The 13,234-nt window shown below is 64.6% G+C and carries 14 protein-coding genes; 7 read left to right on the forward strand and 7 right to left on the reverse strand.

Annotation, left to right across the window (positions count from 1 at the left end; genetic code table 11):
* The first annotated feature begins 4 nt into the window (after window positions 1-4).
* Together ACZI8R_RS04355 and ACZI8R_RS04360 are read left to right on the forward strand one after the other, a co-directional pair.
* Window positions 5-616, forward strand: coding sequence for a response regulator (locus ACZI8R_RS04355; RefSeq protein WP_463378755.1), 612 nt, complete (start codon window positions 5-7; stop codon window positions 614-616).
* 77 nt (window positions 617-693) lie between these two features.
* Window positions 694-1,611 carry an SDR family oxidoreductase gene (locus ACZI8R_RS04360; protein ID WP_463378354.1) on the forward strand — a complete coding sequence of 306 codons (918 nt, stop codon included), beginning with the start codon at window positions 694-696 and terminating at the stop codon, window positions 1,609-1,611.
* A gap of 22 nt (window positions 1,612-1,633) precedes the next feature.
* On the opposite strand, the gene rox is transcribed toward ACZI8R_RS04360, so the two are convergent.
* From rox to ACZI8R_RS04380, 4 genes are all read right to left on the reverse strand, one after another.
* Entirely contained in the window at window positions 1,634-3,061 is a 1,428-nt protein-coding gene (gene rox / locus ACZI8R_RS04365; RefSeq protein WP_463378355.1) for a rifampin monooxygenase, read from the reverse strand.
* A 74-nt stretch (window positions 3,062-3,135) separates the two neighbouring features.
* Window positions 3,136-4,563: an amidase gene (locus tag ACZI8R_RS04370; RefSeq protein WP_463378356.1), complete on the reverse strand. Its 1,428-nt coding sequence runs from the start codon at window positions 4,561-4,563 to the stop codon at window positions 3,136-3,138.
* 88 nt (window positions 4,564-4,651) lie between these two features.
* Window positions 4,652-5,326 (reverse strand): anti-sigma factor, encoded by a 675-nt coding sequence (locus ACZI8R_RS04375; RefSeq protein ID WP_463378357.1) that lies wholly within the window; start codon window positions 5,324-5,326, stop codon window positions 4,652-4,654.
* On the reverse strand, window positions 5,316-5,861 hold the full coding sequence (locus ACZI8R_RS04380; RefSeq protein ID WP_463378358.1) for a sigma-70 family RNA polymerase sigma factor: 546 nt from the start codon (window positions 5,859-5,861) through the stop codon (window positions 5,316-5,318). Before ACZI8R_RS04380 ends, ACZI8R_RS04375 begins: the two co-directional genes overlap by 11 nt.
* Window positions 5,862-6,081: 220 nt before the next feature.
* Here ACZI8R_RS04380 and ACZI8R_RS04385 point away from each other — a divergent pair, with 220 nt between their 5' ends.
* The 4 genes from ACZI8R_RS04385 to ACZI8R_RS04400 are packed head-to-tail and all read left to right on the forward strand — an operon-like array spanning window position 6,082 to window position 9,490.
* Window positions 6,082-7,179, forward strand: coding sequence for a catalase family peroxidase (locus tag ACZI8R_RS04385; protein ID WP_463378359.1), 1,098 nt, complete (start codon window positions 6,082-6,084; stop codon window positions 7,177-7,179).
* Window positions 7,169-7,732: a cytochrome b gene (locus ACZI8R_RS04390; protein ID WP_463378360.1), complete on the forward strand. Its 564-nt coding sequence runs from the start codon at window positions 7,169-7,171 to the stop codon at window positions 7,730-7,732. Before ACZI8R_RS04385 ends, ACZI8R_RS04390 begins: the two co-directional genes overlap by 11 nt.
* Before the next feature lie 45 nt (window positions 7,733-7,777).
* Entirely contained in the window at window positions 7,778-9,265 is a 1,488-nt protein-coding gene (locus tag ACZI8R_RS04395) for a protein kinase family protein (protein ID WP_463378361.1), read from the forward strand.
* Between the two features lie 45 nt (window positions 9,266-9,310).
* Window positions 9,311-9,490, forward strand: a complete 180-nt coding sequence (locus ACZI8R_RS04400) for a hypothetical protein (protein ID WP_463378362.1) — start codon at window positions 9,311-9,313, stop codon at window positions 9,488-9,490.
* A 149-nt stretch (window positions 9,491-9,639) separates the two neighbouring features.
* Here ACZI8R_RS04400 and ACZI8R_RS04405 read toward each other — a convergent pair whose 3' ends face one another.
* The 3 genes from ACZI8R_RS04405 to ACZI8R_RS04415 form a co-directional block, all read right to left on the reverse strand.
* A complete protein-coding gene (locus ACZI8R_RS04405) occupies window positions 9,640-10,494 on the reverse strand; it encodes an SAM-dependent methyltransferase (protein WP_463378363.1) in 855 nt (284 codons plus the stop codon).
* Window positions 10,495-10,679: 185 nt separating this feature from the next.
* Window positions 10,680-11,108, reverse strand: coding sequence for a carboxymuconolactone decarboxylase family protein (locus tag ACZI8R_RS04410; RefSeq protein WP_463378364.1), 429 nt, complete (start codon window positions 11,106-11,108; stop codon window positions 10,680-10,682).
* A gap of 113 nt (window positions 11,109-11,221) precedes the next feature.
* The gene (locus tag ACZI8R_RS04415; RefSeq protein WP_463378365.1) at window positions 11,222-11,992 is read right to left on the reverse strand and encodes a dienelactone hydrolase family protein; all 771 of its coding nucleotides are present in this window, start codon (window positions 11,990-11,992) and stop codon (window positions 11,222-11,224) included.
* A gap of 260 nt (window positions 11,993-12,252) precedes the next feature.
* Here ACZI8R_RS04415 and ACZI8R_RS04420 point away from each other — a divergent pair, with 260 nt between their 5' ends.
* Entirely contained in the window at window positions 12,253-12,792 is a 540-nt protein-coding gene (locus tag ACZI8R_RS04420; protein ID WP_463378366.1) for a hypothetical protein, read from the forward strand.
* The last annotated feature ends 442 nt before the right edge of the window (window positions 12,793-13,234 follow it).

Raw genomic sequence — 13,234 nt, forward strand, 5'->3', positions numbered from 1 at the left:
TCCGCTGCTCATCGTGGACGATCACCCGGTGGTCCGCGACGGACTTCGCGGAATGTGTGACGCCTCAGCCGAATTCGACGTTGTCGGCGAAGCGTCCGACGGCGTCCAAGCGGTGCGACAGGTCGAACGCCTCGATCCCGATGTCGTCCTCATGGACCTGCGAATGCCCGGCGGTAGCGGCGTCGAAGCGATCACCGAGCTCACCGGGCGCGAATCCCGGGTCAACGTACTGGTTCTCACGACCTACGACACCGACCGCGACATCATGGCAGCCCTCGACGCCGGCGCCACCGGGTACCTACTCAAGGATGCCCCGCGAGACGACCTCTTTGCGGCAATTCGCGCTGCGGCAGTGGGAGAGTCGGTGTTGTCTCCCTCGGTGGCGACCCGGGTGGTCTCCCGCGTGCGCTCACGAACGAACGCCCTCAGCGACCGCGAGCAGGAGATCGTGGCGCTCGTTGCGAAGGGCCGTTCAAATCGGGAGATCGCCGCAGCACTCTTCGTCAGCGAGGCCACCGTGAAGACCCATCTTGCGCACGCCTTCGACAAGTTGGAGGTCAAGGACCGTGCTGCTGCTGTGGCCGTCGCTTACGAGCGCGGCCTGCTCGGAGGCTGAATCCCGAAACTCTTGTGCGAGCCTTCCCCGCGAAGGACACTCGGGGGAGGAGCCGTGGAGTATCGAGGAGGTACGCAATGACGGAAGATGCGAACACCACCCGAGTAGATCAGCTCGAATTCCAGAATCCCGTCACGAGGTATCCGGCGATCGAGCCGCCGAAGCAGCACCAGGCCGAACCGGGCCTCGACGAGCAGTTGGACCCGAAGGCCGACATCGGCGAGTTCTCCTACCGAGGGACCGGACGTCTCGAGGGGCGAAAGGCGCTCGTCACCGGGGGAGACTCGGGCATCGGAGCGGCAGTGGCAATCGCGTTCGCGCGTGAAGGTGCCGACGTCGCGATCAGCTTTCTTCCGGAGGAGAAGGCAGATGCCGAGAACGTGGCACGCATCATCACGGCGACGGGCCGCAAGGCAGTGACGTTGCCGGGAGACCTCACCGACGCGGACACGTGCCGGCAGGTGGTGGACGAGGCGGCCGTGCAGCTCGAGGGTCTCGACATTCTCGTCAACAATGCCGGGAAGCAGATAGCCGTGGAGAACCTGGACGATCTGCCCGATGATCAGGCATTGGAGACCTTCCAGACGAACATTCTCGCGATGTTCCGCACCTCCCGCGCAGCCCTCGCGCATCTACCTGCCGGCGGCGCGATCATCAACACGACTTCCATCGAGGCTTACCAGCCATCTCCGGTTCTTCTCGACTACGCCTCCACCAAGGCCGCGATCAACAACTTCACCAAGGGATTGGCGACCCAGCTGGCCGACAAGGGTGTGCGAGTCAACGCGGTGGCGCCCGGGCCGATCTGGACCCCGCTCCAGCCGACGGACGGACAGCCGAAGGAGGCTTTGCCCGAGTTCGGCAAGAGCACCCCACTCGGCCGGGCAGGTCAACCCACCGAACTCGCCCCCGCATACGTGTTCCTCGCCTCGCCCGAATCGAGTTACGTGGTCGGCGCGACCATCCATGTGAACGGCGGAATGTCGTCCCCGTGAGTTCGGGCGTGAACGAAAGCAATCAGTCGGCGGGTTCGCCGAACCACTCGGACAGCGCGGTACTCAAGCCTTCTTGATCGCTCCCGGTCCATGCGACATGCCCGTCGGGGCGAAGGAGGGCCGCGGGGGCGTCGAGTTCTTCGGCGGTGTCCACGACGTGGTCGACTCGATCCGTCCAACCCGTCACGGACAGCTGTCCGGTCTGGTCCAGTAGAAGGCCTCGCCCTTCGCGCATCTGTTCGTACAGGCGGCCACGCTTCAACGTCACGTCCCTCAGGCGTTTGCCCAGCAGCTCGGAACCTTCACCGAAGTCGTAGCGAACGCCGATCGCGATGATCTTCTCGGTCAGGTAGCGACTCACTTCGTCGAAGTTCATCAGCTCGGACATCAGCTTTCTCACCGCCCGCGCGCCCGGTTCGAGAGCCATCAACTGCATCTGGGCACGCGTGTTGTCCAGCACGTCGGCGGCCACCGGGTGGCGTTCGGTGTGATAGCTGTCCAGCAGACCCTCGGGCGCCCAACCGTTCACCGCTGCCGCCAGCTTCCACCCGAGATTGAAGGCGTCTTGAATACCGAGATTGAGTCCCTGCCCGCCAGTCGGCGGATGCACGTGGGCAGCGTCGCCCGCCAGAAATACCCGGCCTGTCCGGTAGCGCTCCGCAAGCCGGGTGGAGTCCCCGAACCGGGAGATCCAGCGCGGCGAGTGCACACCGAAATCGGTTCCGGCAGTCACGTATAGCTGACTCTTCAGGTCGTCGAGAGTCGGCGCTACCGTACGGTCCTCCGCGACACCCGCAGCGGGCACGACGACGCGGTACAGACCGTCGCCGAGAGGCATCGCCCCGAAGATCAACTGGGTCTTGCGGACTTCTGCCGTGACGCTGTCCCGCGCCTCCCGAGATGCGGTCAGCTCCACTTCTCCCAGCAATGTCTCGACCCTGCTTGGTTCTCCGGGAAAGCCGACGCCCACCGCTTTGCGCACCGAGCTGCGCCCGCCGTCGCAGCCGACGAGGTAGCGCGATTGCAGCGAGGTACCGTCCGCCAGTTCGACGGTCACGCCGTCGTCGTCCTGGTTCAACCCGACCAGTTCGCAGCCGCGCCGGACGGGGGTTCCGAGTTCGGCGGCCCTCTCGGCCAATAGGCGGTCGGTGACGGTCTGCATGATCCCGAGGACATACGGATGCGCAGTATCGAGATCCTTGGGTGCAGGCTTGGTAATGGCCGCGAAAAATCCACCCACCGGGTACTTGGTTCCCAGATCGAGGAATCGCTCCAGGATGCCGCGCTGGTCCATGATCTCGATGCTGCGCGCATGCAGGCCCAGGGAACGAACCACCTTGGTGGGCTCCTCGTCTCTGTCCAGGACGAGAACATCCACTCCGTGCAGCCTCAACTCCGACGCAAGCATCAAACCCGTCGGCCCGGCGCCGACAACGATCACATCGAACATGAATCACTCATTCCCTCGTGGTGTGCGGAGATTCTGCGCCACCACCGGGGCCTTGCCGCAAGGCCCCCACCCCGCTATATAGTGAAAGGGGAAGGGGCGGTGATCTGCGGAAACGGCGATTGCGCCTCGAACTGATACGCCAGGTCCAACAACGTTCGTTCGTCACCAGCCCGCGCGATCAGTTGCACCGATCCCGGCAGTCCGCTCGCGAGATGCCCATGCGGAAGCGCAATGGCCGGCCCGCCGCCCACGTTGTTCAACGGCGTGAATCCCACGTAGTCGACGAGCGTGGCGAACAGTTCCTCGAACGGCTGCGCCGGATTCTGCTCCCCCAGAAGTGGAGTCGGTTGCGCGAGAACGGGTGTGAGGAGAACGTCGACGTTCTCGAATTGCTTTTCGTAGGTATCGGTAGCGCCCCGCAGTCGCCGGATCGCGGAGACGAGCCCGAGTGGGTTGCGAAACACGTTCTGCGCCAAACCTTTTGTGAATGGATCCAATCGACTCGGGTGGAAGTGACGGCCGTGACCGACCTTGAACGATGCCGACATCGCGACGGCGAACATGGACCAATAGAGCTTGAAGTCTTCGATGAGCCGCTGGTCGAACTCGAACCGGTACTCGGAGACCTCGTGCCCCATACTCGCGAACACATCTGCGGCAGAGTCGGTTACCTTCGCGATTTCGGGATGAGTCGGGCGGCCACTGAGATCCAGCCGGACCACCCCGATACGGAGCAAGCGATCCGAGGGGCCCTCTACGAGCCCGATCGGCTCCATGTCGCGATTGGGTCGATAGCGCTCCGCCGCGGCGAAGTAGTGGGCCGTGTCCCGCACCGTTCGAGTGACGGCACCTTCACTGACCAGATTCACCGGAAGCTGCCGCACACCGGGCTGGTCGAGCATCCGCTCCCGCGTGGGCTTCAGACCGACCAGACCATTCGCGGCGGCGGGGATGCGAATCGAACCGCCTCCGTCGTTCGCGTGGGCGATCGGCACGACTCCGGCAGCGACGAGTGCAGCCGACCCACCCGACGACGCCCCCGCCGAATACTCGGTGTGCCACGGATTGCGGGTGGGCGGCTTGTCCACGAACTCGGTGCTGGCCGTCAGCCCGAACTCGGGCAGAGTCGACTTTCCCAGCAGGGCGAATCCCGGCGACAGAAACTGCTCGGCGGGGCCGGAACTCTTCTTCGCAGGGTGGGGATCGAAGGCAGACGAGCCGTGACACGTCGGCAATCCGGCCACATCGGTGTTGTCCTTGACGAAGGTGGGCACTCCGGCGAAGGCGCCCCCGCGTGGCCGATCGGCGTCCTCGAGTGCCTGTTCGTAGCAATCGAACCGAACTGCATCGAGGCCGCCGACGGCGTGGGCCCGCGCTATCGCCGCCTCTACGACCTCACGTCGACCGACACCTCCGTTTCGGATCTGCGCCGCCAGTCCCACCGCATCGAGATCACCGAGTGCGTCGTCCGAGAATGCATGTTCGCGCTGTTCGACTGCCATGTCCGCCTCACCGTCGGGCCCCGGCACCCTCCCGTGCCGCGACGCTGACGATCAGGCTAGTGGGCGTCGCGGGGCGCGGGGCGCCACTTCAGGAATGGAGCGGCGCCAGCAGGATCGGTGTCTCGTCCGTCGGGGTGCTGACGCCCAGTGCCGACGCTTCCGACATCGGCAGGCCGACCGCCAGTTGCATGGACATCTTCTTCTCGCCCCGAGCGATGAAACTTCCTGCAGCCATCCGGTTTCCATCTGGTTGTTCGAGCCACACGGCATATCGTTGACCGTCGGCCAGGCCGGTCACATCCAGCGCGACGCTCGTCCCGAAATTGCGGTTCTCGACACTCGCCGTGGCGTGAACTCCGTTCGGCTGCGCGACGAAAGCGATCGACTGCGGTGTCGGCGTCTGTGGTGACCCGAAGCCGCCGCCGATGACGACTGTGAAGACCGCTATCACCGCAGCCGCCGTGGCGGCGGTGGTAGCGAGAAGCATTGTGCGCTGGCGGCGCCGCTTCCGCCGCTCCTCGTCCACGGCGCCGAAAACCGCGTCGTGCAAGGACGCTGGTGGCCTGACAGGACCTTCGTCGATCCGCTCCGGGTCGGCCTGGCCGAGCGCTCGGCCCACTTCGCGGAGTTCGCTCAGTTCCTGCCTGCAGTGCGCGCAGCCGTCGAGGTGGGCTTGCAACGCCACGGCCTCATCAGGATCGAGACGGCCGAGAGCGTGCATCCCGAGCAGGCTTCGCATGTGTCGGCACTGGTCAGTATTCACCGTGCCACCCCATTTCTTCGAGTACCAGCTCGAGTGCCTTGAGACCGTAGTAGACCCGACTGCGCACAGTGCCTTCGGGAACGCCCAGCCGTTCGGCGACCTCGGCAGCTGGTCGATCACGCAGGTGCACTTCGACGAGCACCTGGCGATGCGATTCCGACAACCGGCGCAGCGCCTCCTCCACCTGTAGGCCGACGAGCAGTTCTTCCAGGGGACGCGCTGCACTCTCCACGTCGACCGGTTCGGAACCGGCGAGGGCCGGACGGCTGGCGCGGGCACGACTCATGTCGATGACGATGTTGCGGCAGATGGAGAAGAGCCAGGTGCGCAGCGAGGCGACTTCGGGTTGATAGCTGTCTGCGGATTTCCACGCTCGCACGAAGGTTTCTTGGACCGCTTCCTCGGCGTGGCCGGCATCGCCCAGAGAGCGCTGCGCAAACCCGAACAGCTCGCCGGCGTGGGCGTCGTAGGCAGCACGCAGCGCGGCGTCGTCGCCGAGGCCCGCACGCTTGCCGCGCAGCAGCGTCAACCGCATGCCTTCACCTCCGAGTCCCTTCTCCCACGACCGCGACAACAGTCCGTACACGGGAATACGGACGCGCCAGCCGAATCCTTCACCCGCTCAAGTGTGATCCATGTCACATCACCGAGGTGAACGGGCGCATGATCCGCTTCGTATCCCGATACAGAAGCACACCAAGCGGCAAATACGAACGGACAGAAGCGATGACGCATCGAGGGTTGGGGACGCAGCCGTGAACGAGGATATCGAAAAGCCCGCACGATCGGGGGTGAGCCGACGGCACGTCCTGCTCGGCGCAGCAGCGGTCGGTGGGGTAGCTGCGGTGAACGTCGGAGGTTTCGCCTACGCGCGGGGCTGGACGCGACCGGATGCGTTGACGTCTTCGCGGTTCGCCGATGGGTTCGAGCAGGTCGGCGGACAGCACGACGGATTCCGACGCAATCACGCCAAGGGGTTGAGCGCTTCCGGATACTTCACCAGCAACGGGGCTGGAATGGAGGTCTCGAAGGCCGCCGTCTTCGAGCCCGGCCGGATTCCGCTGGTCGGACGTTTCTCACTCTCGGGTGGGCTTCCGCACGTCGCCGACGAGAACTCGACCGTGCGCGGCCTCGGCCTACTCTTCACGTTGCCGAACGGCGAACAGTGGCGCACCGCGATGGTGAACATTCCGGTGTTCCTCGACAGCACCCCGGAAGGTTTCTACGGGCGAATGCTCGCGTTTCAACCCGTTGCGGGGACCGGCAAACCCGATCCGCAGAAGAAGGCCGCCTTCCTCGCCGAGCATCCGGAAACTCGGGCGGCGATGAAGATCGTCGCCAAGCATCCGCCCAGTTCCGGCTTTCACGACAGCACATTTCGGGGGATCAACGCCTTCGGATTCACCAATACTGACGGGCACACCACTCCTGTTCGGTGGGAACTCGTCCCCGAGCATCCGGTCGTGCCCGCCGGCGCGAGTCATCCGCTCGGCAGGGACTTTCTCTTCGACGCACTGATTCACCAGGTTGCCGACGAACCTGTGCGGTGGCGCCTGGTGCTCACCATCGGCGCCCCCGAGGACCAGACTCACGACGCAACCAGACCCTGGCCCGCAGACCGGCGCACCATCGACGTCGGCACGGTGACGATCGATTCGGTGCAGACCGAAGAGGTCGGCAATGCGCGGGACGTGAACTTCGATCCGCTGGTCCTCCCCAGTGGAATGAAAGCCCTGGACGATCCACTACCGAAGGCCCGATCCGCGGTCTATGCGCAGTCCTTCACCCGTAGGTCCGGCGAATCGATCCAGGCCAGCGCCGTGAATGTCGAGAAGGTGCTCGATGAGCGATAAGACGATCGATCGCCGCACCCAATTCACGCTGTCGTCCCGACTACTGCATTGGGTGATGGCCGTGATGGTCGTGGCCCAACTCTTCATTGCGGCGGTCATGCTGGCGTCGCTGGCCTACTACCCACTGCTGCTCGCCATTCACAAGCCGCTCGGGGTCGCGATCCTCGTCTTCGTGGTGATTCGGATCGGCAATCGGCTGTTGCACAAGCCGCCGCCGTTCCTGTCGACCATGCGGCCGATGGAACGACTCGTGGCCACCTGGTCCGAGCGCCTCATGTACGCGCTGTTGCTGCTGCAACCGCTGGTCGGGTGGGCCATGCTCTCGGCCGCGGGCGATCCGCTCATGCTGATCGGACAGTTCCAACTGCCGCCGATCGCGCCCAACGACCTCGCCGTGTACGCGATTCTTCGCCAGACGCATTCAGTACTGGCCTACCTGTTGTTCGCCACTTTCACGGCCCACATGTGCGCGGCCTTGTTCCACACCCTCGCACTGCGCGACGGACTCCTCGACCGCATGGCGCTGTGGCCCACCCGCTCCGACCACGAATAGTCGGTTGGGTGGCAATTCCTCCGCGGAAACTGGAAGATAGCGAGGGTGAGTGGATCGGATTCGACGCCCGGAGGCGAGGAGCACAGCGGACCCCAACCGTCGAGGTTGGTGCCCGGACGGATGATCGGCGCCGGTCGTTACCGGCTGATCACTCTGCACGGCGGTACGAAGGGCTTCCAGTTCTGGCACGGGTTCGATTCGACCCTCGAACGAGACGTAGCGCTCACCGTCGTTCCGGCCGGTGCCGACCACGCGTCTGTGCTGGAGCGGACTCTGCGCTTGGGCCACGTCGACAGCCCTGGACTTGCGCGGATCCTCGACGTCGTGGACGTGAGCCCGGCCGAAGGCATCGTGGTCGCGGAATGGACCCGCGGACTGTCGTTGCGCGAAATCGCTGACGCTTCGGCCTCGGGTTCGGCGCATGCGGTCCGAGCACTGGCCGACGCAGCCGAACTCGCCCACCGAAACCAGGTCGCGCTCTCGATCGACCATCCGGATCGGATCCGGATCAGCTCTGCGGGCAACGCTGTGCTGGCGTTTCCCGCAGTCCCCGCCGATGCCGGCCCGGATGCGGACGTCCGAGGCGTGGGCGCCGTTTTGTACGCGCTGCTCACCGGAACTTGGGCACTGCGTGACCGAGCAGCGCACACGAACGCCGAATCCCAGACCATCGGCGGCCTTCCCGTTGCGCCTCGCGACCCGTCCGGCGCGCCACTCGCTCCGCACACCTTGCGGCCCGAGGTGGACTACCCGATCTCGATCCTCGCCCTTCGCGCCCTCGACGGCGGCAAGGGCGGACTGCGAACGGCAGGCTCCGTCGTCAACGTGATCGATCAGAATCTCGGCTCCCAGCAGCCGGAATCCGACCCGACGGTGGCGAACACCGCTGTGACGAACCCGGCGGTACCGGCCACTACCACTGCGAACGCTGGTGCTGCCAGTGCCTCGGCTGCGAACCCTGCCGCCGAGCCGACGAGCCCCAACGGCGATGGCGACAAGCGCAAGAAGTTTGCTCTGATCGGTGGCGCCGTCTTGGCAGTGGCCCTGGTGGTGTGGGGTCTTTCCAGCGTCATAGCGGGTGGTGAGTTGGAGACGAACTCTCCCGAAACCAGCAGTTCGGCGGAATCCACCACCACTTCCACCAACGCTTCTGCGGTACCGCCACCCGCCGCGCCCCCGCAGACGGCGGCCTCGAGTTCACAGTCGCCCGAACCGACATCGTCACCGGAAGTTCAGGCACCGCCGATCGAGCGGGAGCCATCGTCGGCGCCCCCGCCACCGGTCGTGCAGGCCCCGCCACCGCCACCCGCGCCGGCACCAGCACCTCCGCCGTCGGACGTACTGCCGTGCTACGCGGGGTACAGCCACCAGCCGCCCCCGGACGGGCCTTGCCTTCCCGATGGCGGCCCTGCAGCTCCGCCTGCTCCCGCACCGCCGCCCGCGCCCGCTCCGGAGCCCGGGCCGAATGAGTTGCCCTGCTACCCGGGCTACTATCACGACCCCAGCCGCGGCGGGCAGTGCTGGGCCAACTGATCTGCAATGATCAGGTCGAACGCAATCGACAGGGGGGGGGGGACGATGCGAGACCAACTGGGTAGAGCTTTGAAGAACATCGGCGACATCGAGATGCTGCGGATCGGGCATCAATCCGATCCATCGCCGACCGAAGGACCCGTCGACGATACGAGCTATTCGCTGGTCGCCGATGTCGACCAGGACTCCATTCCGAAGGACCGGAACGGCACCATTTTTCTCTGAGCTTTACGACTCGAATCGACACGGACTCGACTCAACACAAGGGGATCACCATGCTCTATCCACCCGAGGTCTACGCCATCGTCAACGCGATCCTGCCGTTTCTACCGGGCGGTGCGACCGACTGGCTCAGCCGCATCCTGCCCAGCTGATCACCTCTTGGTGGCAGACACGTAGTACACGCCTCCCAAGGGGACGTTCTCGCTCAGTGCGCGGCCGTATCGGCGGGCGGCATCTCCCACGGATTCGGTCGTGACCGACCAACCGAGACTTTCGAGATATGTCGGTACGTCCAGTGGAACGTCCTCGAAGATGAGCTCGCGGAAGTCGACTCCCAATCGCTCTTCCACGTTCTCGGTCCAGGTCTGATCGGTGCTGGCGACGTCGGGGAGTTCGTCGAATGCCTCGACGAAAACCCTGCTGCCCGCCGTCGCCAACTCGTCTACGACGTCGAACAGCGACCGCTGCGCAGACGCGGGCAGGTACGGAAGGAGTCCTTCGGCGAGGAAAGCGCTCGGCTGACTCTTCGTGAACCCGGCTTCGATCAGCGCAGAGCCCCAATCGTGTCGAAGGTCCACTCCGATAGTCGTGTGTTGCCCAAGGGCGTGTGCTCCCGCAGCGTGCAGGGCGGTGTTCTTGAAGTCCAGAACGGCGGGTTGGTCGATCTCGAATGTACGAGGCGGCATTGTCGTGCGATAGGGCCGTGAGTCGAGTCCGGACGCAAGGATGACGGCCTGAGGAATGCTGTCGACCGCGGCCGCGGCGAACGCCTCGTCGAAGAACTTGGTGCGCACGGCCAGGAAATCTCGCATCACTTCCATCACGCCATCGAACTCTTCACCCTCGAATGCGGGCGGCGCCGGCACCGCTGCCACGAGGAGCGCTGCATAAGGATCGTCGATCAGCCTGTCGGATCGGGCAGTCTCCGCTGCACGCGCCGCCGCGACGCCAAGCGCCGTGATTCCCACGCTGCCTTCGATTCCCCACGTGTCGTCCTGTGTCCGCATCCCCGAATCCGCCTCCACATTTGGAATGTGTCCAAATTGTCGTATTGTGTTGCTGCCGTGAGCATTTACACGACCGACGGTACGCCCACATTGGCGCCGGTGCCCGGCACGTTCACAGCGCCTCAGCGGACCGCCATCCGGTGATCGACCTGAACCTGAACCAGCGGGCCGAGTGACGCCTCGGTTCAGTCGTTTGATTCATCGGATGTGAGTGGACCCAGTTCATCGTCGAGCACCTTCTGCGCGACGCGCATCGCCGCGAGGGCTGCCGGAGCGCCACAATAACCGGACGTATGTATTACCGCCTCGGTGATCTCTTCACGCGTGAGGCCGTTCGTGAGAGCACCTCGGACGTGACCTGCAAGCTCTTCGTGAGCGCGCAGCGCGATGAGCATGCCCAGGTTGAGGAGACTACGGCTTCGGCGGTCGAGGCCCGGTCGAGTCCAGACGCCACCCCACACCGTGTTGGTCACGAACTCTTGGAGTGCGGCCGAGTCGGTGCCGGCGGTGTTCGCAAACGCGCGGGCGACGTAGTCCTCGCCCATGACCTCCTGACGGACGCTCAGTCCGTTCGCAAACCAAGGCCCCTTGTCACGGTTGTCTTCGGTCGTCATGGCGATTCCCTTCCGCTCGGCGTCTCTGCCCGGCACCCATCTGATTCGGTAGGAGCAATCGTAGTGACGGCGGGCCCGGCGACCGCCAAGGCAGTCGTCGGGCCCGGTTCACGTCAGTCCGTGTACGTGTCTCCTACGAGATGACGAGCGAGGAACCGAGCCGAGCTGTCCCGATCGTGATCGGGTATCGAATAGTTCCTACCCGAGTACGCGTGCAGCGCCTTCTCCGTCGAGCCGAAAGCGTCGAACAGTGCGATGCCGGCATCGCGATCGAATTCGTCTCCGTCCCAAGGCATGCGGTATTCGACCGGCACTGTTACCTTTCGCGCTGATTCGATCAGCGAGTCGTTCACGAAAACTCCGCCGAAACTCAGCGCAGCGATACGGGAGTTCGCCGCTGCCAACGCAATCCCGGTCACTACTCCCATCGTGACGCCTCCGTAGCCGACCTTGGTTTCAACGCCGATCTCGGGCATTGCCTGCAAGGCGTCGAGTGTCGCCTGCCATTCCGGCACCGCGCGCTCGGCCACAGACATGCTGTAGTCGATCACGATCGGAGCGATCGGCTCGCGCACATCCCTTGCCTTGTGGATGGCGTCGGCCCAGCGTTGATCCTGCTGGTTTCGCGGCCGGTCGCCGTGCCCGGGTGCATCGATTGCGACGACAGTGAACCCGTGGGTGGAGACGCAATGCAGCGCATGGGCAACCAGCCCAGGGGCCATCTTGTGCATGCCGCCGGCGTGGCCTGACAGCAGTAGCGGTGCGCCTGCGGTTTCGGATTGGGGCGACCACAGCACACCTGTGATGTCATCCAGGGTGAAAGTGCGTTCGATGACGCCGTTCGGCAGCGTGTCAGAAGTGGTGGTCTCAGAAGTGAACTGCATGGTTTTGCCTCTCGGGAGTGCCTGGTTTCGAGGCGCTCCCGGCGACACCTACGTCAATCGCCGAACCGTGAACACGAGTGGGAGCACCCACATACGTACTGCATTCATGGGTCTCACCTCCTGGCGTGTTGTCACGGTTCGACAGACGTTAACCGTCTCGTCCGGAGCCGTCCATCCATTTTCACCGCCACGACCCGTGGGGCATCACCACTTTGGTCACTTCGAGTAATGAATGAGAGCAACCGTGCGATGTTGAGGGCATGTCGATAACACGGAAGTCCGTATCAGTCGCCGCGACCGGCCTCATGGGTGCTGCGTTGTTCGTGGCCGCACCGAGCGTCGCCAATGCTGCCCCTGCAGACTCTTGCCAGCTCGGCTGGTCGAACGTGGAGCCACGATCCTGTGTTCAGAACCAGGTGGGACTGCCCCCAGTTCTGACCCTGGGTGACGGCATCTGTGCCGGCATATTTTCCGCGCAAGGTACGGCCTTCGACGGTCCGCTCTGGGATTACTCCGACGCGCGAGGCGCAACCCATTCCATCGAGATGCGCATCTCGCAGGGCTTCTCGCCGCTGGGCGAATGGGCACCGACCATCCTCGCATGCGATGTCACCACGATCATCGATTGGAATAACCTCGACACGGGTCAGTCCGGATCGGTTAGCCAGTTCGTCCCCGCCACCAGCAACGGCACCAGCCCTGCGTACGCATACGTCGGCACGGGCCCGGGACGCGTTCAGCTCACCGTGCGCACCGACCGCCCGAGCATCCCCGTCTCCACCGAGGTCTTCGTCCCCTGATTCGTCCCGTGCCCGGGACAGGCCGCTTTCCGTCCCGGGCACGTGATGTGAAACGAGGAGTCCAGCACCTGCCGGGTGGGTATTGAACGAGCTCCTCGGCCGGACAACTGTCGAGAACATGCTGAGATCGTTGTTCCACTCAGTCTTCCGTCTTCTGTGGCCGCCTCCCGGACGTACCTCGCCGACCGAACAACGCGGCTGGCCGCATCGCAAGGCCGCTGGCGAGTCTTCTCTATACGAATAGACGCCCGTGAACGTCCGACCACGCCGTCACGGCTAGGCAGGGACGTTTCGTCCCGCCAACCAGCCGCAGATACTCAACGGGGCCATCAGTACCAGCAACACGACCAGCGCCAGGTTCCAAGAGCCGGTGCTACTCCGCACCGCTCCGGCGGTGACAGGACCGAGAGCAGCGATGGTTGCTGCACAACGGGGCGTCAGC

The organism is Rhodococcus huquni, from assembly GCF_055231055.1.

Bases quoted from the DNA above. Each gene is read 5' to 3' on its own strand.
- ACZI8R_RS04360 (WP_463378354.1), top strand. From the start codon at position 694: ATGACGGAAGATGCGAACACCACCCGAGTAGATCAGCTCGAATTCCAG.
- rox (WP_463378355.1), bottom strand. From the start codon at position 3,061: ATGTTCGATGTGATCGTTGTCGGCGCCGGGCCGACGGGTTTGATGCTT.
- ACZI8R_RS04370 (WP_463378356.1), bottom strand. From the start codon at position 4,563: ATGGCAGTCGAACAGCGCGAACATGCATTCTCGGACGACGCACTCGGT.
- ACZI8R_RS04380 (WP_463378358.1), bottom strand. From the start codon at position 5,861: ATGCGGTTGACGCTGCTGCGCGGCAAGCGTGCGGGCCTCGGCGACGAC.
- ACZI8R_RS04390 (WP_463378360.1), top strand. From the start codon at position 7,169: ATGAGCGATAAGACGATCGATCGCCGCACCCAATTCACGCTGTCGTCC.
- ACZI8R_RS04400 (WP_463378362.1), top strand. From the start codon at position 9,311: ATGCGAGACCAACTGGGTAGAGCTTTGAAGAACATCGGCGACATCGAG.
- ACZI8R_RS04405 (WP_463378363.1), bottom strand. From the start codon at position 10,494: ATGCGGACACAGGACGACACGTGGGGAATCGAAGGCAGCGTGGGAATC.
- ACZI8R_RS04410 (WP_463378364.1), bottom strand. From the start codon at position 11,108: ATGACGACCGAAGACAACCGTGACAAGGGGCCTTGGTTTGCGAACGGA.
- ACZI8R_RS04415 (WP_463378365.1), bottom strand. From the start codon at position 11,992: ATGCAGTTCACTTCTGAGACCACCACTTCTGACACGCTGCCGAACGGC.
- ACZI8R_RS04420 (WP_463378366.1), top strand. From the start codon at position 12,253: ATGTCGATAACACGGAAGTCCGTATCAGTCGCCGCGACCGGCCTCATG.